This window comes from Massilia sp. GER05 (genome assembly GCF_052056005.1).
Lineage (GTDB): Bacteria > Pseudomonadota > Gammaproteobacteria > Burkholderiales > Burkholderiaceae_D > Telluria > Telluria orientalis.
In genome coordinates, this window is sequence record NZ_CP178858.1 from 2,835,695 (window position 1) to 2,854,611 (window position 18,917).

At 65.6% G+C, this 18,917-nt stretch carries 14 protein-coding genes; 9 read left to right on the forward strand and 5 right to left on the reverse strand.

Annotation, left to right across the window (positions count from 1 at the left end; genetic code table 11):
• The first annotated feature begins 6 nt into the window (after positions 1 to 6).
• The 4 genes from ACL58G_RS12660 (at position 7) to ACL58G_RS12675 (ending at position 6,376) form a co-directional block, all read left to right on the forward strand.
• The gene (locus tag ACL58G_RS12660; protein WP_440967176.1) at positions 7 to 1,161 is read left to right on the forward strand and encodes a serine hydrolase domain-containing protein; all 1,155 of its coding nucleotides are present in this window, start codon (positions 7 to 9) and stop codon (positions 1,159 to 1,161) included.
• Positions 1,162 to 1,269: 108 nt separating this feature from the next.
• Positions 1,270 to 2,427 carry an acyltransferase family protein gene (locus tag ACL58G_RS12665; RefSeq protein WP_440967177.1) on the forward strand — a complete coding sequence of 386 codons (1,158 nt, stop codon included), beginning with the start codon at positions 1,270 to 1,272 and terminating at the stop codon, positions 2,425 to 2,427.
• Between the two features lie 78 nt (positions 2,428 to 2,505).
• On the forward strand, positions 2,506 to 4,212 hold the full coding sequence (locus ACL58G_RS12670) for an FAD-dependent oxidoreductase (protein WP_440967178.1): 1,707 nt from the start codon (positions 2,506 to 2,508) through the stop codon (positions 4,210 to 4,212).
• Between the two features lie 106 nt (positions 4,213 to 4,318).
• On the forward strand, positions 4,319 to 6,376 hold the full coding sequence (locus tag ACL58G_RS12675) for a diguanylate cyclase (protein ID WP_440967179.1): 2,058 nt from the start codon (positions 4,319 to 4,321) through the stop codon (positions 6,374 to 6,376).
• A 347-nt stretch (positions 6,377 to 6,723) separates the two neighbouring features.
• Here the strand turns inward: ACL58G_RS12675 and ACL58G_RS12680 are convergent, their stop codons facing one another.
• Positions 6,724 to 7,977 (reverse strand): DUF2863 family protein, encoded by a 1,254-nt coding sequence (locus tag ACL58G_RS12680; protein WP_413383957.1) that lies wholly within the window; start codon positions 7,975 to 7,977, stop codon positions 6,724 to 6,726.
• Positions 7,978 to 8,263: 286 nt separating this feature from the next.
• Here ACL58G_RS12680 and ACL58G_RS12685 point away from each other — a divergent pair, with 286 nt between their 5' ends.
• Together ACL58G_RS12685 and ACL58G_RS12690 are read left to right on the forward strand one after the other, a co-directional pair.
• On the forward strand, positions 8,264 to 10,561 hold the full coding sequence (locus ACL58G_RS12685; RefSeq protein WP_440967181.1) for a TonB-dependent receptor: 2,298 nt from the start codon (positions 8,264 to 8,266) through the stop codon (positions 10,559 to 10,561).
• Between the two features lie 16 nt (positions 10,562 to 10,577).
• Positions 10,578 to 11,255 carry a Fe2+-dependent dioxygenase gene (locus ACL58G_RS12690; RefSeq protein ID WP_440967182.1) on the forward strand — a complete coding sequence of 226 codons (678 nt, stop codon included), beginning with the start codon at positions 10,578 to 10,580 and terminating at the stop codon, positions 11,253 to 11,255.
• A 170-nt stretch (positions 11,256 to 11,425) separates the two neighbouring features.
• Here ACL58G_RS12690 and acnA read toward each other — a convergent pair whose 3' ends face one another.
• The 4 genes from acnA to ACL58G_RS12710 form a co-directional block, all read right to left on the reverse strand.
• Complete coding sequence (gene acnA / locus ACL58G_RS12695; RefSeq protein ID WP_440967183.1) at positions 11,426 to 14,134, reverse strand: aconitate hydratase AcnA; 2,709 nt, start codon at positions 14,132 to 14,134, stop codon at positions 11,426 to 11,428.
• Positions 14,135 to 14,302: 168 nt separating this feature from the next.
• Positions 14,303 to 14,815, reverse strand: coding sequence for a hypothetical protein (locus ACL58G_RS12700; RefSeq protein WP_413383965.1), 513 nt, complete (start codon positions 14,813 to 14,815; stop codon positions 14,303 to 14,305).
• A complete protein-coding gene (locus ACL58G_RS12705) occupies positions 14,815 to 15,804 on the reverse strand; it encodes an HpcH/HpaI aldolase/citrate lyase family protein (protein ID WP_440967184.1) in 990 nt (329 codons plus the stop codon). The genes ACL58G_RS12700 and ACL58G_RS12705 overlap by 1 nt, the downstream gene beginning before the upstream one ends.
• 127 nt (positions 15,805 to 15,931) lie before the next feature.
• The gene (locus ACL58G_RS12710; RefSeq protein WP_413342138.1) at positions 15,932 to 16,924 is read right to left on the reverse strand and encodes a malate dehydrogenase; all 993 of its coding nucleotides are present in this window, start codon (positions 16,922 to 16,924) and stop codon (positions 15,932 to 15,934) included.
• A gap of 263 nt (positions 16,925 to 17,187) precedes the next feature.
• On the opposite strand from ACL58G_RS12710, the gene ACL58G_RS12715 reads away from it, so the two are divergent.
• From ACL58G_RS12715 to sdhD, 3 genes are all read left to right on the forward strand, one after another.
• Positions 17,188 to 17,985 carry a GntR family transcriptional regulator gene (locus ACL58G_RS12715; protein ID WP_440968023.1) on the forward strand — a complete coding sequence of 266 codons (798 nt, stop codon included), beginning with the start codon at positions 17,188 to 17,190 and terminating at the stop codon, positions 17,983 to 17,985.
• 137 nt (positions 17,986 to 18,122) lie between these two features.
• A complete protein-coding gene (sdhC, locus tag ACL58G_RS12720) occupies positions 18,123 to 18,545 on the forward strand; it encodes a succinate dehydrogenase, cytochrome b556 subunit (RefSeq protein ID WP_440967185.1) in 423 nt (140 codons plus the stop codon).
• Between the two features lie 2 nt (positions 18,546 to 18,547).
• The gene (gene sdhD / locus ACL58G_RS12725) at positions 18,548 to 18,916 is read left to right on the forward strand and encodes a succinate dehydrogenase, hydrophobic membrane anchor protein (protein WP_036240800.1); all 369 of its coding nucleotides are present in this window, start codon (positions 18,548 to 18,550) and stop codon (positions 18,914 to 18,916) included.
• Position 18,917: the final 1 nt, after the last annotated feature.

The window sequence follows — 18,917 nt, forward strand, 5'->3', positions numbered from 1 at the left end:
GCGGCCATGAAGCGCCGCGCGCTTCTCGCGCTGGCCGTGTGCGCAATGGCCACGGCGCATGCCGCCACGCTGCCGAAGCCCAAAGCGGAGCCGTCGTACTTTCCGCCGGCCGGCGAGTGGGCCCACAAGACGCCGGGCCAGCTGGGCATCGACGCCGCCAGGCTGCGCGACGCCGTCGCGTACGCGCAGGCGCACGAGACGGCGCGGGCCCGCGACTTTTCCGACCAGAGACAGACGTTCGGCGAGCCGCTCGGTTCGCTGCCGTCGAAACGCGCACCGACGAATGGCATCGTCATCTACAAGGGCTATGTCGTGGCGGAATTCGGCGACACGCACTTCGTCGACCCGACGTATTCCGTCGCGAAGAGCATGTTGTCGACGGTCGCCGGCGTCGCCCTGCGCGACGGCAGGATCGCGGACCTCGACCAGCCCGTCGCCGCGACCGTGAAGGACGGCGGCTACGACTCGCCGCATAACGCGCCGATCACGTGGAAGCACCATCTGCAGCAGGAATCCGAGTGGGAAGGCAGCATGTGGGGCAAGAACGCGGACTTTGTCGGCCACGACGCGTTCGGTGCGGGCGAGCGCAAGCCGCGCACATTCCAGGATCCGGGCACGTTCTACGAATACAACGACGTGCGCATCAACCGCTTCGCGCTGTCGCTGCTGCGCGTGTTCGGCAGGCCCGTCCCGGACGTGTTCCAGGACGAGGTCATGGACCCCATCGGCGCGTCGCACCAGTGGAAGTGGGTGCCGTACACCAACAGCTACGTGGACATGAATGGCAAGCTCGTGGCGTCCGTCAGCGGCGGGACGCGCTGGGGCGGCGGCATGTGGATCGATTCGTGGGACATGGCGCGCTTCGGCTATCTGTGGCTGCGCCAGGGCAATTGGAACGGCCGCCAGATCGTGCCCAAGGACTATGTGAAGGCGGCACTGACGCCAAGCGCCCACGGGCCCGACTACGGTTATCTGTGGTGGCTGAACACGAAGGGCAAGAACCTGCCTGGGCTGGCGCCGACGGCATTCGCGGCGCTGGGCGCGGGCAGCAACGACATCGTGGTGTCGCCCGAGCATGATCTCGTGATCGTGTGGCGCTGGCATGCGGGCAATCCGGCCGAGTTCGCCAAACGCGTGATCGCGGCGCTGCCGGTCCGGTAATCGGCCCGGCACTGCCGTTTTTTGTAGTTTTTGAGGCGTTTTTTTTAGCGACGACAGGCCGTACCGGGCGAGAATCGGCCGCATCGATCACTTTGCGATGGGGACACAATGCGGGACGCCCGTACGACGATGGACTTGCCGGTGGCGCCGGACGCGCGGCAGGCAGCGGCCCGGTATTACCGTCCCGAACTGGACGTGCTGCGCTTCATCGCGTTCCTGTTCGTCTTCATGACGCACCGCACCGACCTGGCGCCCATCGACCAGGCGCGGCATCCGTGGTTCCATGCGTTCGCGCAGGTCGGCGTGTATGGCGTGCCGGTGTTCTTTTTCCTGAGCGCCTTCCTGATCACCGAATTGCTGGAGCGGGAACGGAGCGCGACCGGCACCATCGACGTGCGCGCCTTTTATATCAGGCGCATTTTGCGGATCTGGCCCCTGTATTTCCTGGTCTTTTTCGGGCTCGTCCTGCTCAACCTGGTCCTGCCCGGCGCCGGCGCGGACTCGCCCGCCAAATGGCTGTTCTTCATGCTGTTTGCCGGGAACTGGTACATCACGTTCAACGGCTGGATCGAATATCCCGTCAATCCGATGTGGAGCCTGTCGGTCGAGGAGCAGTTCTACATCGTCATCCCGCTCCTCGCCTCGCTCGGACGCCGCGCGCTCGTGGCGGTCAACGTCGCCGTCCTCGCCGTGTCGTACGGCGTGATCGCCTGGTATGCGCGCGGATTCACCACGCCGCCCGGCTTCAGCGGCCAATGGACCAACAGCTTCGTGCATTTCCAGTTCTTCGCGGGCGGCATGTTGCTGGCGCTGGCCTTGCGCGGCCGCCGGCCCGACTGGCATATCGCCGCGCGGGCCGGCCTGTGGATCGCCGCCATCGCCGCCTGGCTGGTCGCCTCGGCCGTGTGCGGGATCAAGGCCGATTATCCCCATTCGACCGTGACGGAAAGCCTGGCTGGCTGGGGCCTCGTGCTGGCCGGCGCCGCGCTCATGCTCGTCGCGACGCTCGGCACGCCGCAGCGGTTCCTGCCCGCCCCGCTGGTCTACCTCGGGCGCATTTCGTACGGCCTCTACCTGACCCACATCTTTTTCTTCTGGCTCGTGTACGACAAGTTCAAGCCGTGGCTGGCGGGCCTCGGCGACGACGCCGGCATGCTGCTCGCCTTTGCCGCGACCGTGGCCGTGGCCTCCGTGCTGTACCGGACGTTCGAAACCCCGTTCCTGCGCCTGAAACGACGCTTCACCCGGGTACCATCGCGCGACTGATACCCCTGCATTAATCCAGTCCACATCGCGCCCGAAGTGCGCTAGCATGCCGGCGTACCCCACCACAAGGCGCCGACCATGTCCGAACACGATCCCGAACTCATCTCCGCCAGCCTCGCGCCCGATTCCGAGGCGCGCGCCGCCATCGACCTGGCCACGCGGGGCCACCAGATCTTTCCCGTCCTGGGCGCGGACGACATCCAGCGCCTGCGCCGCTTCGGCACGTGCCGCACGTGGCCGGACGGGGCCACCGTGTTCCGTGCCTGCGTGGATTCGCCGGGCATGGTCGTCGTGCTGGCGGGGCGGTTGTCGTGCAGCCGGACGGACGCGCTCGGCAAGCGGGTCGAGGTCGTCGAGTACGGGCCCGGCCAGTTCAGCGGCGAAGTGGCGCAATTGTCGGGCCGGCCGCCGCTCGCGGACGGCTTCGCGGTGGGCGAGCTGGAAGCCCTCGTGCTCGACGCGGAATGCCTGCGCGCCGTGATCGTGGCCGAGGCCGAACTGGGCGAGCGCCTGATGCGCGCGTTCATCCTGCGCCGTGTGCAGCTCATCAACAACAAGCCGGGCGGCCCCATCCTGATCGGGCCGAACGCCCACGCAGGGCTGTTCGAGCTCGAGAATTTCCTGTCGCGCAATGCCTACCCGTACACGCGGCGCGATCCGGCCACGGACCCGGAAGCGGCCCAGCTCGTGCGCGAGCACTGGCGCAACGAGTCCGACTGGCCGCTCGTCGCGCTGCCGGACGGCTTCGTGCTGAAGAACCCGACCCTGGCCGAAGTGGGCCGCTGCCTCGGCACCTTGCCCCGCATCGAACGGGGGACCGTGTTCGACGTGCTGGTCGTGGGCGCCGGGCCGTCCGGCCTCGCGACGGCCGTGTATGCCGCCTCCGAGGGCCTGCGCGTGATGGTGCTGGACCAGCGTTCCTATGGCGGCCAGGCCGGGGCCAGCGCGCGCATCGAGAATTTCCTCGGCTTCCCGACCGGGATCTCCGGCCGCGCGCTCGCGGGCCGCTCGTACGTGCAGGCCCTGAAATTCGGCGCCGAGGTCGCGATTCCCGCGCAGGCCACGCGCCTGCTGTGCCACGAGCGGCCGCTGAAGGTGGAAATGGATGACGGCACCTGCCTGCAGGCCAGGGCCGTCGTGCTGGCGTCGGGCGCGCGCTACCGCAAGCCGGACCTGCCCAACCTGGCGCAGTTCGAAGGCCGCGGCGTGTACTACTGGGCATCGCCGGTGGAAGCGCGGCTGTGCCGCAACGAAGCCGTCATGCTCGTGGGCGGCGGTAATTCCGCCGGGCAGGCCGCGGTCTTCCTCGCGGCGCACGCGACCGAGGTGCACATGCTCGTACGCCGGGGGCTGGAAGCGACGATGTCGAGCTACCTGATCGAACGCATCGCGGCCACGCCCAACATCCATTTGCACACGCGGCGCGAGATCGCCGCGCTGGAGGGCGACGACAATGGCCTGAGCGCCGTGCGCTGCCGCAGCATCGACGGCGACGACGAGCGTGCGTTCGCCGTGCGCCGGCTGTTCCTGTTCATCGGCGCCGATCCGAACAGCGACTGGCTGCACGAGTGCGGCGTCGAACTGGACGACAAGGGCTTCGTGCTGACGGGCGCCGACACGCGCGCGGAACACGGCGCCCGTTCGCTGGAGACGAGCGTCGACGGCGTGTTTGCCGTGGGCGACCTGCGGGCCGGCTCGACCAAGCGCGTGGCCGCGGCGGCGGGCGAGGGGGCGGCGGCCGTGTCGCAGATTCACGGTTATCTGGCGACATTGGCCGAGCGCTGACCCACGGCGCATGGCGAAACAAGGTTGAGTTGAACCTTCTAGATGACAGCAGGCATAATGCGCCCGCAAGCGGCCGACCGTCCTTCGGCCCAGCCCGAGGAGTGCAATGGCCTTTTCCGTACTGTCATCATCCAGCATGCGCGGCGTGTGCGTCGCCGCAGTCTTGCTGTGCCCGCTCGTGGCCCATGGCGACGACGCCCAGGCACGCCGCCTGCGCGACATCGGCGCCATGGCCCGCTTCGTGCCGGACGAGGCATCGCGCCGGCTGCGCGCGATGGAGTGGGAAATGGCCACCGCCCCCGCGGCGCTGCGGACGGAATTCCTGTACCACTACAGCACCGCCGAGCGCGGCATCGGCGACCTGACGCATGCGCTGACCCTGGCCGACCAGCTCGTCACGTATGGCCGGCGCAACCATGACAACGTCGCCCTGGCGAAAGGCCTGATCGGGCGCGCCAACACGCTTTATTTGCGGGAAGAACTGGCCGTGTCGCATGCGACGGCGTTCGAGGCGGAACGGGTCGCCTTGGCGACGGACGACGTCCCGACGAAGGTGCTGGCGACGATCGCCGCCGGGCAATCGTTCCAGGAGGAGGGCAATTATCCGGAGGCGCTGGCGAAACTGCATGCCGCCGTCGACATGGCGCGCCACATCAAGGATGACGCCGCGCCGCTGGCCAGTGCGCTGCACACGCTGGTGCAGCTGTACCTGAACACGGGCGATTTCGACAAGGGGTGGGAGGCGCAGCGGGAAGCGCTGGCCGTGGCCAGGCAGATGGCCTCCCCGGGCTATATCGCGACGGCGCTGGGCGACGAGTTCGCGCTGGCCGTCGAGCAGAAAGCGTTCGCGCGGGCCCGGCGCGCCCTGTTCGAGGAACTCGCTCTCGAACGCAGCATGGGCGCCCGCCAGATGGTGGCGACCACGCTCGTCAACCTGTCGGATTGCTACCTGAAGGAGGGCCGGTTCCGCGAGGCCCAGACCTATGCCGCGCAGGCGCTGGAGGCCGCCCTCGACGCCAGGAGCAACAACGACGCCGCCACGGCCCGCGTCAACCTGGGCCAGGCGCTGCTCGGACAAGGCCACCTGGCCGAGGGCAAGCGGCACTTCGAAGCCGGTCTCGCCACCTATGAAAAGCAGGACGACAAGCCCGAACTGCTGGCGGTGCTGCGCGAGTATGGCTACGCGCTGGAGCATGCCGGCGACTACAAGGGCGCCGTCGACGCGTACAACCGCGAGCGCAAGCTGTCGAGCGAGATCTTCGCCGAGCAGCGCCAGAAGGCGTTGATGGAGCTGCAGCAGAAGTACGAGGCCGAGAACAAGCAGCGCCGGATCGACGCGCTGCGCCAGGAGAACCGGGCCACGAAGGCGGAGCTGGACAACCGCCGGCTGCATCAACGCATCTGGTGGATGCTCGCCATCGTCTTCGGGCTGGCGTCGGTGGTCGTCGGCCTGCTGTACCGGAAAGTGCGCCGCGCCAACGCCGAGCTGGAAGAGAAGAACCTGCAATTGAAACGGCAGGGCGCGCTCGATCCGCTCACGCTGCTGTACAACCGCCGCCACTTCCAGGAATTCATGGCCCGAACCGGCAACGAGCGCCGCACGGACGGCGACGGGACCATCGGGGGCTTGTTCCTGCTGGACGTCGACCGGTTCAAGGACATCAACGACACGCTGGGCCATGCGGCCGGCGACGCCGTGCTGAAGACCGTTGCGCACAACCTGCGCCTGGCACTCCGCGAGACCGACATGATCGTGCGCTGGGGCGGCGAGGAATTCCTCGTGTTCGTGCCGTCGGTCGCGCGCGACGGCCTGGACGAGGTGGCGCTGCGCATCCTGCACGGCATCTCGTCGCATGTTGCCGAGCATCGGGGTACGGTCGTGCCTGTGAGCGTCTCCGTCGGGTTCGCGCCGTTTCCAGTGGCGCTCGGCGGCACGGCACTGACTTGGGAACAGGTCGTCAACCTCGCGGACATGGCCTTGTACCAGGCCAAGGCGCGCGGCCGCAACTGCGCGTGCGGCGTGCTCGGCTTTCCCGACGGCGCCCCGGCGACGCTGGAGCCGATCGAGCGCGACCTGGAAGAGGCCTGGCGCCAGGGATGGGTCGACCTGTCGGTGGTGCCGGGCGACGTCGAGTACACGATGCCGGCGCGGTCGCGCGCGTGACGCTTGTCCTCCTGTTCAGCCGCCCGGCAGGTCGCGCTCGAGTTCGGCGACCTGCGCGAGCCAGCGCGCGACTACATCCAGCTCGTCCGGCGTGAACCCGGCCGTCAGGCGCGCGTTCAGGTCCCGCAGCACGGCTTGGGCCTGGCGGCTCGCGTCCTGCCCCTGCGCGGTCAGCCTTGCCCAGGCGCTGTTGCCAAGAGCCGGGGTCAGAGCCCGGTTTTAATCAATTTCCTCGAGGCTCAACAGGTTTGCTTGATGGATCTTGCCAAAAAAAGGGCTCTGACCCCGGTTTTCCAAAACAAAACCCGGCGCATGGCCGGGTCTTGTGGTTGAGGCGCTGCCTCGCGTCAGTGGAAGTGCTCGTTCCCCGCCGGCGTGTCTTCCGGCATTTCGGCATGGACGAGCTCGCCGCTCGGGTCGGCGAACAGCGGCGCGCCGCAATCGTCGCAGTATTCCGCGACATAGCGTTCGCCGATGCGCTTGACGTGGGTGATGCCGACCTCGTTCAGGTGCTTGACGATCTCGTCCAGCGGCGCGAGAGGGCGGTCGCCGCCGCCGGCCGGGCCTTCCATCGGCGTGCCGTCCTCGTCTTCCTGGCCGTACAGCGGCCAGACGATGCCGTAGACGACGTCCGGCGACTGGCGCAACGTGAAGCCGACGCGGTATTCGTCGACCTGGCTGTCGTTGACTTCGTCGCCGAAGCCGGCCACGACCGCGCGCAGGTCGTTCGGTTCGACACCCAGCGTATTGGTCAGGTAGTGGACCGCGGCGCGGATCGATACCGGCCGGATCAGTTTATCGGCCTCGCGGCACGCGACGTAATACGCTTCCGGCAGCAGCAGATCGACGCCGCAGCCCGGCAGCAGGCGCGCGATGTTCGGGCCCGCCTGGGCGCGCCATTGCTCGAGACAGTTCTCGCGCTCGGCTTCGAAATTGATGTGGTGCTGCGGTTCCTGCCAGCGGAACAGCGGGGCGCCCACCGGGGCCACGACGGCCACGAGCAGGTAGCGCGTGTCGGCCAGGAATTGCGACGTGTCCGGGCCGGGCGCGGCCGGCTTCACCGTCGAGCCCTTGTGGGCGGCGGCGGCGAGCTTGTGCGTCAGGCCATAGGTCTCGGCATGGGTGCGCGGCAACTGGTCGATCGAGTACAAGGTCGGCGCGATGGCCAGCTTCGTGTTGTCGGCCAGCAGATGGGCGGAGAAGTGCGCCGTCAGCGTGCTCAGGATGTCGCCGGGGATCGTGCCGGACGCGATCGAGAAACGGGTCCAGGCCAGGATCGGCGCAGCCACGAGCAGCACCTGCCACGTGGTCTCGGTACCGTCCTTGGCCTGCTCGGTCATCGTCGAGGACTCGCTGACCGCCTCGACGCCATCCATCAGGACGTCGTAGACCGCGAGGTCGCCCTTGAACAGGACGTTGAGGGCGGCGTCGATGCTGTCCTGGTGGTTCGTCTTGAGCAGCTTCTGCAGCTGCGTGTCGAGGTTGCGTTCCCAGGTCCGTTCTTCAACGCGGCTGGCGGCCTGCACGATGGCGTTGCTGATGCTGATGAGACGCTGGCTTTCTGCCGAAAGTTTGGGTGAGTCTTTGGAAGGGCGACGCATACGCTTGAGGAGTCTCTTCAGTAAGGTGATTCGTATTCTTGGTTGACATCTCGGGTCATGATAAACCCTTATCCCCGACATTGTAGTTGATTCGCCCATCCCCCAGTAACACGACGGCAAGATTGCCGGCGTCGCATTCCTGCCTCACCCCCGTATTTATTGGCCTTTGTGCTTGCTAAAAGTACTAATCGGAATCATAATGCGAATCGTTCTCATTCATGTTCCTGCTAAGTTCCTATTGATGACGGCGCGGCGAGACGCCCGGCAGGGCAACACCCCACACACCATGACCACGAAGAAAAACAACACCTCTTTCATCACCAGCCGCAAGCATTCCCGCACGTTGCCGACCCCTGCACTGGCCATGCTCGCGTCGCTGGCGCTGCCCGCCGTTGCCCATGCCGGTCCGGACGTCACCCCGGATCCGACGATCCCGAGCGTCCAGGTGATGGGTGCCAACCAGCAGCAGCCCACCTCGGCCAACACCAAATTCACCGCACCGCTGCTCGACACGCCGAAATCCGTCACGATCGTGCCGGCCGAGGTCATCGCGCAGACGGGCGCCACGTCGCTGACGGATGCGCTGCGCACCGTGCCCGGCATTACCATTGGCGCGGCCGAAGGCGGCAATCCGGTCGGCGACAACATGTTTATTCGCGGCTACAACGCCCAGACGGACACGTACATCGACGGCATCCGCGACGCCGGTTCGCAGTCGCGCGAGATCTTCGCCGTGGAGCAGGTGGAAGTCGTGAAGGGCCCGAACTCGGCGCTGGGCGGCCGCTCGTCGGCCGGCGGCGGCGTCAACCTGATCACGAAGACGGCGCAGTCGTATGACTTCAACCATGCCAGCATCGGCCTCGGCACGGACAAATACCGCCGCATCACGGGCGACTTCAACCGCAACATCGGCAGCAACAGCGCGTTCCGCCTGAACGTGATGGCGCACGAGAACGACGTGCCGGGCCGCGACGTCGTCGGCGGCAAGCGCTGGGGCGTGGCGCCGACCGTGACGTTCGGCCTGACCGGTCCGACGCGCGCCATCGTCAGCGTCTACCACCTGACCTCGCACGAGATCCCGGACACGGGCATCCCGTTCAACAACCCGGTCACGACCGGCACCAACGTGTCGAAGAACGGCAACGGTACCCCGTTCAACGTCGACCGCTCGACGTTCTACGGCCTCGCCAACCGCGACTTCCGCGACACGAAGAGCGACATCGCGACGATCGACCTGCGCCACGAACTGGCCAATGGCATCACGCTGCGCAACGTCACGCGCTACGGCAAGTCGAACAACGACTACGTGTGGACCCAGCCGGACGACTCGAAGGGCAACACGGTCCTGTACGGCACCGTCTGGCGCCGCGCCAACACCCGCGCGACGGAGACCCGCACGGCGTCGAACGTGTCGAGCATCTCGGGCAAGTTCGACACGGCCGCTATCAAGCATGCGTACAACGCGGGCATCGAGTTCGACCGCGAGACGACCGACCGCGCCGCTTACGTCTTCACGCCGGGCACGAACAACCCGCTGACGAACACGTTCACCTGCCCGACGTCGGGCGCCGCGACGCTGTACAACTGCACGACGCTCGTCGACCCGAACCCGTACGACCCGTGGGCCTATACCCGCAGCGTGTCGGGCGCGCTGACGCACGTGAACACGAAGACGAAGGCGGCGTACGCGTTCGACACGATCGAATTCAACCCGCAATGGCAAGTGAACCTGGGTGCGCGCTACGACGACTTCCAGACGACGCTGAACACGCTGGCGACGTCGTCGACGGCGGCTGTGACGGCGCACGTCGACAGCACCTTCTGGAGCTGGCAGACGGGCCTCGTCTACAAGCCGGCATCGAACGGCAGCATCTACCTGGCCTACGCGACGTCGGCGACCCCGCCGGGCAACGACGGCGGCGACGGCCTGGACGCGCTCACCGTGGCCGTGCAGAACCTGCAGCCGCAGCGCAGCAAGAACTTCGAGCTGGGCACCAAGTGGGACGTGATGCCGGGCGGGCGCCTGTCGCTGACGGCGGCCGTCTTCAAGAGCACGATGAACAATGCCCGCGTGACGGCGCCGGACGGCACGACGCAGAACGTCGGCCGCAAGGAAATCAGGGGCGTCGAGCTGGGCTTCTCGGGCAAGCTGTCGTCGCAGTGGAGCGTGTTCGGCGGCTATACGTACCTGGACGCGGAAATCGCGGACAACGGCTACCTGAACATCGGCACGACCGCGAAACCCGTGTACGTCGCCTCGCCGTACAACGGCAACCGCTTCCCGACGACGCCCAGGCACTCGGCCTCGCTATGGACGACGTATGCCGCCACGAAGGAGCTGACGTTCGGCATGGGCCTGAACTCGATGGCCATGGTGTACGCAAACGTCAACAACAACAAGTGGGTGCCGGGCTATACCCGCTTCGACGCAATGGCCAGCTACGCGCTGAACAAGGACGTCAGCCTGCAGCTGAACGTGCAGAACCTGACCGACAAGCTGTACTTCGACAAGGTCTCGTCGCCGCACTACGCGGGCGTGGGGCCGGGCCGCTCGGCCACGCTGTCGGCCAACGTCAAGTTCTGATCGGGAGGCGCAGTCCATGCTGCTCCATATTCCAGGCGTGCTGACCGCGGACCAGGTGAAGGCCATGCGCGCGCGCCTGGATGCGACGGACTGGATCGACGGCCGCGCGAGCGTCGGGAGCCAGGGCGCGCAGGTCAAGCGCAACCGCCAGCTGGCGGAGGGTGCTCCGCTCGCGCTGGAACTGGGCCAGATCGTCAGCGCCGCGCTGATGGCGAACCCGCTGTTCTTTTCGAGCGTGCTCCCGCTGCGCATCCTGCCGCCGTTCTTCAACAGCTACGCGGGTGGGGAACACTACGGCCTGCACATCGACGGCGCCATCCGCGCGCAGCGGGGCGGGTCACCCGTCCGTTCGGACGTGTCGTGCACCGTGTTCCTGAGCGATCCGGACGACTACGACGGCGGCGAGCTGACGGTCGTCGACACGTACGGCACGCACGAAGTGAAGCTGCCGGCGGGCGATGCGATCGTCTACCCGTCGTCGAGCGTGCACGAAGTGAAGCCGGTGACGCGCGGCGAGCGCGTGGCGTCGTTCCTGTGGGTGCAGAGCATGGTGCGCGACGACTGGAAGAGGGCGATGCTGCTGGAGCTGGATACCAATATCCAGGCCTTGCGCGCGAAGCATGGCGATGGGCCGGAGATGGTGGCGCTGACCGGCCACTATCACAACCTGCTGCGGATGTGGGCGGAAACGTAGGAGGGCAGGGCAGGGGTCAGAGCCCGGTGTTTCTTTTGGGGCTCTGACCCCGGTGCTTAGAGGCGTCGCGTCAGACCACCGGTGTAGAGAAATGGCGCCGCGTCAGACCACCGGGGTCAGAGCCCAACCATCAACACCGGGCTCTGACCCCTAGGCTCTGACCCCTCTGTTTAAGCTGCCAGCAACTGGCGCAGCACGAACGGCAGGATGCCGCCATGCTTGTAGTAATCCACTTCGATCGGCGTATCGATGCGCAGCAGGACCGAGGTTTCCCTGGTCGAGCCGTCGGCGCGGTGGATCACGAGGGTCGCCTGCATCTGCGGACGGATCTCGCCTTCCAGGCCCTTCAGGTCATACGTCTCGTTGCCGGTGATGCCCAGGGTGTCGACGCTGTCGTCGCCCAGGAACTGCAGCGGCAGCACGCCCATGCCGACCAGGTTCGAACGGTGGATGCGCTCGAACGAACGGGCGATCACGGCCTTGACGCCCAGCAGCTGGGTGCCCTTGGCGGCCCAGTCGCGCGAGGAGCCGGTGCCGTACTCTTCGCCCGCGAAGATCATCGTCGGGGTGCCTTCCGCGATGTACTTCATGGCCGCGTCGTAGATCGACAGCTGTTCGCCGCTCGGCTGGTGGATCGTGATGCCGCCTTCGACTGCCGAACCGTCGGCCTTCGGCGGGATCATCCTGTTCTTGATGCGGACGTTCGCGAACGTACCGCGCATCATGATCTCGTGGTTGCCGCGGCGCGAGCCGTACGAGTTGAAGTCGGCCTTGATGACGCCGTGGTCCTTCAGCCATTTACCGGCCGGACCGTCTTCCTTGATCGAACCGGCCGGGGAGATGTGGTCGGTGGTGATCGAGTCGCCGAACACGCCCAGCGCGCGCGCATTGGCGATGCCGGCGGCGGCCGCCTTCGGGGTCATCTCGAAGTCGCCGAAGAACGGCGGCTCGGCGATGTAGGTCGACTCCGGCCAGTCGTAGACCTGGCCCGACACCGATGACACGGCTTCCCACAGCGCGCCCGGGTTGCCCTTGACGTCGGCGTAGTTGGCCTTGAAGACGTCCGAGTTCATCGCGAGCTTCATCAGGTCGTGGATCTCCTGCGAGGTCGGCCAGATGTCGCCCAGGTAGACGTCGACGCCGTCCGCGCCCTTGCCGACCGGTTCCGTCATCAGGTCGCGCGTGACGTTGCCGGCGATCGCGTAGGCGACGACCAGCGGCGGCGAGGCCAGGAAGTTGGAGCGGATGTTCGGGTGGATGCGCGCTTCGAAGTTGCGGTTGCCCGACAGGACGGCGGCGGCGATGATGTCGTTCGACGTAATCGCGGCGTTCAGTTCCGGGGTCAGGTCGCCGGCATTGCCGATGCAGGTGGTGCAGCCGTAGGCGGTCAAGCCGAAGCCCAGCTGCGTCAGGTAAGGCAGCAGGCCGGCTGCTTCCAGGTAGTTGGTCACGACGCGCGAGCCCGGCGCCAGCGACGACTTGATGTGCGGTGCGACGGTCAGGCCTTTTTCGACGGCCTTCTTGGCCAGCAGGCCCGCGGCCAGCATCACGCTCGGGTTCGACGTGTTGGTGCACGACGTGATCGCGGCGATCAGCACGTCGCCGTTCTTCACGCGCACGCCGTTGGTCGTCTCGTACACCTTCGACAGGTCTTCCGGCGACTTGTTGAAGCCGTTTTCGCTCGTCGGCTTGGAGAACAGCTCGGCGAAGTTGTGCTTCACGTTGCCCAGTTCGATGCGGTCCTGCGGGCGCTTCGGGCCGGCCAGCGACGGGGTGACGGTCGACAGGTCCAGGTGCAGCACGCGGGTGTAGTCGATCTCGCCTTCCTTCGGGATGCCGAACAGTTGCTGGGCCTTGAAGTAGTTCTCGAAGGCAGCCAGTTCTTCTTCCGTGCGGCCGGTGCCGCGGAAGTAGTCGACGGTCTTCTCGTCGACCGGGAAGAAGCCCATCGTCGCGCCGTATTCCGGTGCCATGTTGCCGATGGTGGCGCGGTCGGTGGTCGACAGCGAGGCGGTGCCTTCGCCGAAGAATTCCACGAACTTGCCGACGACTTTTTCCTTGCGCAGCATTTCGGTGATGGTCAGCACCAGGTCGGTCGCGGTGCAGCCTTCGCGCAGCACGCCGGTCAGGTTGACGCCGATGACGTCCGGGGTCAGGAAGTAGACCGGCTGGCCCAGCATGCCGGCTTCCGCCTCGATGCCGCCCACGCCCCAGCCCACGACGCCGACGCCGTTGATCATGGTGGTGTGCGAGTCCGTGCCGACCAGGGTGTCCGGGTAGTACATCGAACCGTTCTTCATCACGCCGCGCGCGAGGTATTCCAGGTTGACCTGGTGGACGATGCCGAAGCCCGGGGGCACGACGCCGAACGTGTCGAACGCCTGCATGCCCCACTTCATGAACTGGTAGCGCTCGTTATTGCGCTGGAACTCGATCTTCATGTTCAGGTCGAGCGCGTCCGGGGTGCGGAAGTGGTCGATCGTGACCGAGTGGTCGACGACCAGGTCCACCGGGACGAGCGGCTCGATCTTCTTCGGATCGGCGCCGGTCTTGGCGGCCACGTTGCGCATCGCGGCCAGGTCGGCCAGCAGCGGCACGCCGGTGAAGTCCTGCAGGACGACGCGGGCGACGACGAACGGGATCTCTTCGGTGCGGGCGGCGGTCGGGCCCCAGTTCGCCAGCTGGCGGACGTGTTCTTCGGTCACCTTCTTGCCGTCGCAGTTGCGCAGCACGGATTCGAGGACGATACGGATCGACACCGGCAGGCGCGACAGGTTCACGCCCAGCGACTCGGCCAGGGCCGGCAGCGAGTGGAACTGGCCGGTCTGTCCGCCCGCGAGCGGGAATTCCTTCAGCGTATTCAACGTGTTCTGAGACATTCAATTCTCCTTTGTGAGGATTTTGTTGTTGCTTCGTCAAACTGTTTCATGCCGTCGCCCCCGGACTAGCCGTCCGCCTTGACGGGGGCCCAAGTACTGGCGCCACCGGAACGCTACATTGGGTCCCTGCCTGCGCGGGGACGACGTGCGGGCGTTCCGGCCCGCACATCAGCTTTTCGGTTCGGCCGGTGCCGAGGCCACCACAGGCGGCTTGGCCTGCTCGGCGTCCTTGCATTCGTTGGCCAGTTGGCGGCTCTGCTTCGAATCGAGCAGGATGCCCTTCGACGGGATGCCGATCCAGACCAGGCCGAGCTTTGCGTTCTCGTAGCGCTGCGCGCCCGTGGTCGTGCCCACCTTGTCCATGCGGCGCAGGTGGTTCTTCCAGCGCAGCGCGATGTGGCTGTCGTCCATCAGGTTGCGGTAGATGGTGACCTTGTTGTTCAACTCGCAAGAATACTCGGCCATCGTCGTGTCGGTGACGTCCGGTTCGGGCTCGTCGTCGACGACCTCTTGCTTAGTGTCCTCTTTTTTCGCCTTTTTATGCTTGGAGGATTTTGCCTTTTGTTTCAGGACTTTGGTCGCTTTGGGATGGGTTTCGGCGGCAGTCGCCGTTGCGCAAAGACCGGCGGCCGCGAGCGCAAAGGCACAGGCGGCTGCGATTTGATTCAGAGTGATGGCCATCAGATGGATTCCGGTTGATTGACGAGTGCCGCCGCGGCATCCGGCAGCGCAAGGCCGGCCAGCTTCGCGCGCTGCAACACCGTCCAATAATATCGGTAGCTGGCGCGGTCGTGCAAGCGGCCACCGTGGGCAATCGGACCCCAGTCCTTCGCCATGGCCGCGGTCAGGATGCTCGTCGCGTCGTTCACCTCCGCGAGGCGCGGCGTGAATGCCTTGACGATCGGCTTGATCTGGTCGGGGTGGATGCTCCACATGCGCGTAAAGCCGAATTCGGCGGCGGCGCGCTGGGCGTCGTTGGCGACGACGGCGCTGTCCTTGATCTCGGTCGTCACATTATGCGAAGGGACTTTGTCATGCGCATGACATGCCGCAACCATCTCCAGCTTCGCCCGGACGACGAGCGGATGGGTAAATTGACCCGGCGTACGCATCGCGGCGGCCGGTACCGCGCCGTAGTGGGCCGAAACGAAATCCATGATGCCGAACGACAGGCTTTCGACCTGGGGCAGGGCGGCGATCGCGTACACGTCGTGCAGGGCGCCGTGCGTTTCGATCAATACGTGCAGCGGGAGAAAGTGACGGCCGGCCTTCGCGGCGGCCTGGTTGACCAGCTCTTGCGCGCGCACGACGTCTTCGAGGCTGTTCGGCTTGGGCAGGACGACGTAGGCGAGCTTGTGCGCGGCGGCGCCGACGATGATCTCGACGTCCTGCGCGAAGTGGGGGCTCCCGACGTCGTGCAGGCGGGCGCCGATGCGGTTGTAGCGGTTGTCGTCGCTGTTGATGAGCGCCGCGACCAGTTCCGCGTGCGCGCGCTCGGTGCCGGCGCTGGCGCCGTCTTCACAGTCGAAGGTGATGTCGAAAATGGGACCAAGCTCTTGTTGCAGGGCCATCGATTTGCGCATCAGCTTCTCGCTGCCGGCATAGTGGTCGCAGGCAGGGAGCAGCAGCGGCTGGCGTTGGCCCTGGAATAAAACCTCGGAAGGATGCATTGTATCGTCTTGGATATGCGTTAACGTGGCGTAGGGTGGGCGCGGGGTGCCCACCCTACGAACCGCGCATCTGCGGTAGGGTGGGCACCTCGTGCCCACCAAACGTATGCCTACCGGTCCGGCGGGATTACTGGCCCAGCAGGTGAGCGACGCCAGCGCGCTCTTCGTTCAGTTCGTTCAGGGTCAGGTTGATGCGCTCTTGCGAGAACGCGTCGATGTCCAGGCCTTGCACGATCTTGTACTCGCCGTTCTCGGTGGTCACCGGGAAGCCGAAGACGATGCCTTCCGGAATGCCGTACGAACCGTCCGACGGCACGCCCATCGTGGTCCACTTGCCGTTGGTGCCCAGCACCCAGTCACGCACGTGGTCGATGGCGGCGTTGGCGGCCGAAGCAGCCGACGAGGCGCCGCGGGCGTCGATGATGGCGGCGCCGCGCTTGCCGACGGTCGGCAGGAACGTGTTGGCGTTCCATTCCTGGTCGTTGATCAGGTCCTTGACCGACTTGCCGTTGACCGTCGCGAAACGGTAGTCGGCGTACATGGTCGGCGAGTGGTTGCCCCAGACGACCATCTGCTCGATGTCGCCGACGGCAGTGCCGGTCTTGGCGGCGACTTGCGACAGGGCGCGGTTGTGGTCCAGGCGCAGCATGGCGGTGAAGTTCTTGGCCGGCAGGTTCGGGGCCGATTTCATCGCGATGTGGGCGTTGGTGTTGGCCGGGTTGCCGACCACCAGGACTTTCACGTCACGCGACGCGACGGCGTCCAGTGCCTTGCCCTGCACCGTGAAGATCTGGGCGTTGGCTTCCAGCAGGTCTTTACGCTCCATGCCCGGGCCGCGCGGACGGGCGCCGACCAGCAGGGCGACGTCCGCATCCTTGAATGCGGTCATCGGGTCGCTGTGGGCGGTCATGCCGGCCAGCAGCGGGAATGCGCAGTCTTCCAGTTCCATCATGACGCCTTTCAGCGCCTTCTGTGCTTTTTCGTTGTCGATCTCGAGCAGCTGCAGAATGACCGGCTGGTCCTTGCCCAGCATGTCGCCGTTGGCGATGCGGAACAGCAGGGAATAGCCGATCTGGCCGGCCGCGCCGGTAACGGCAACGCGCTTAGGGGTTTTAGCCATGATGAATCTCCAAAGTGGGAAAGAAAAACGGGGCGACGCAGAGGATACGCCAGTTTGGGAAAACTGCAATCATACCAAAAGCACTACCCACGAGCCGGGCGTGCGACGGTTGCCGACAGGCGGGGCGCCCACGCTCGATCGATCGCGAGTGTATGCCCGTACGATTCCATCTGTCAATTCATATCATATGTCTTATATAAGACACATAATCTGAGGGTTTCTCCACTGGACGGACAATGGGATTTATGAAAAAATCGATGTCTATGAACCCAGCCCCGTCCAATCCGAACAGCAATGGCGCCACGACTACGAGCGCCGGCAGCGCTGTCGGCGGCGCGGCGCCTTCCCCCACATTCTCTCCACTTTACCAGCAGATCAAGGCGCTCATCACGCAGAGCCTGCAGTCCGGCGAATGGAAACCTGGCGAGCTGATCCCCAGCGAAGTCGAGCTGGCCGGCCGCTACAAGGTCAGCCAGGGCACCGTGCGCAAGGCCATCGACGAGCTTGCCGCCGAGCACCTCGTCGTGCGCCGCCAGGGTAAAGGTACGTTCGTCGCGACCCACAACGAGGCGCGCGCCCACTTCCGTTTCCTCAAGCTGATGCCCGACGAGGGCGTCCCCCAGCATTTCGATCACGAATACATCGAGGTGAAGCGCATCCGTGCGCCGGCCGAGGTGGCGCGCCTGCTCGACCTGAAATCGGGCGACGCGGTCGTCTATATCAAACGGCTGATGAGCGACGGCGGCGCGCCGACGATCCTGGAAGAACTCTGGCTGCCGGGGCAGTTGTTCAAGGGACTGACGGCCGAGCGTCTCGCGGAATACAAGGGCCCGATGTATGGACTGTTCGAATCGGAATTCGGCACGCGCATGATCCGCGCGTCGGAAAAGATCCGGGCGGTGGCGGCCGATGCACCGACGGCGCAGGCGTTGAAAGTCCCGGAAGGAACGCCGCTGCTGTGCGCGGACCGGGTGTCGTTCACCTATGGAGACAAGGCGGTCGAGTTGCGGCGCGGGCTGTATCTGACCTCCAAGCATCATTACCAAAACGAATTGTCGTGAATTGTTTTTGCGGCGGATCTATGCTGCTGCATGAATCGCTTGCAGCGATTACAATGCCTTGATTTTGGGCAAGCGTCGAAGAGCAACCGGCGTGGTCCGGGGTCAATATAAATAAACGCTTTAAGGGAGGTGTTCCAATGTCCGAAGCCGTGAAGAACGCGCAAAAAAGAGGGCAGCCGATCCGTAACGTGAACATTACGGATATCACGATGAACTACAGGCAGCCGCCGTCGGCCATCGTGTCGATCCTGCACCGTATCAGCGGCTTCGTGCTGTTCCTGTTCCTGCCGTTCCTGCTCTACCTGTTCGAGCAGAGCATCCGTTCCGAGATCTCGTTCGCGCACTTCGCCGGGATCGTCAGCCATCCGTTCACGAAGATCGTCATCCTGGGCCTGTCCTGGGGCTACCTGCACCACTTCTGCGCCGGCATCCGCCACCTGTTCATGGACAACCACATGGCCCTGGACAAGGACGCGGCGCAGCGCACCGCGCGCTACGTGCTCGTCGTCGCCCTGGCGCTGACCCTGCTGGTCGCCCTCAAACTGTTCGGAGTGTTTTAATCATGGCTACCCCCAAGAATATCGGACAGCGCCGCCTCGTCGTCGGCGCGCACTACGGCATGCGCGACTGGCTGGCCCAGCGCGTCACCGCCATCGTGATGGTCATCTTCACCGTCATCCTGCTGGTCTCGTTCCTGACCGGGCAAAACTTCACCTACGAAGGCTGGGCCGGTCTGTTCGCCCGCCAGTGGTTCAAGCTTTTCACGATGGTCACGTTCTTCGGCCTGTTCTACCACGTGTGGGTGGGCATCCGTGACATCTGGATGGACTACGTCAAACCGGTCGGCATCCGCCTGACCCTGCAGATCGCCACGGTGCTCTGGCTGCTCGCCTGCGCCGCCTGGACTGTGCAAATTCTCTGGAGCGTGTAAT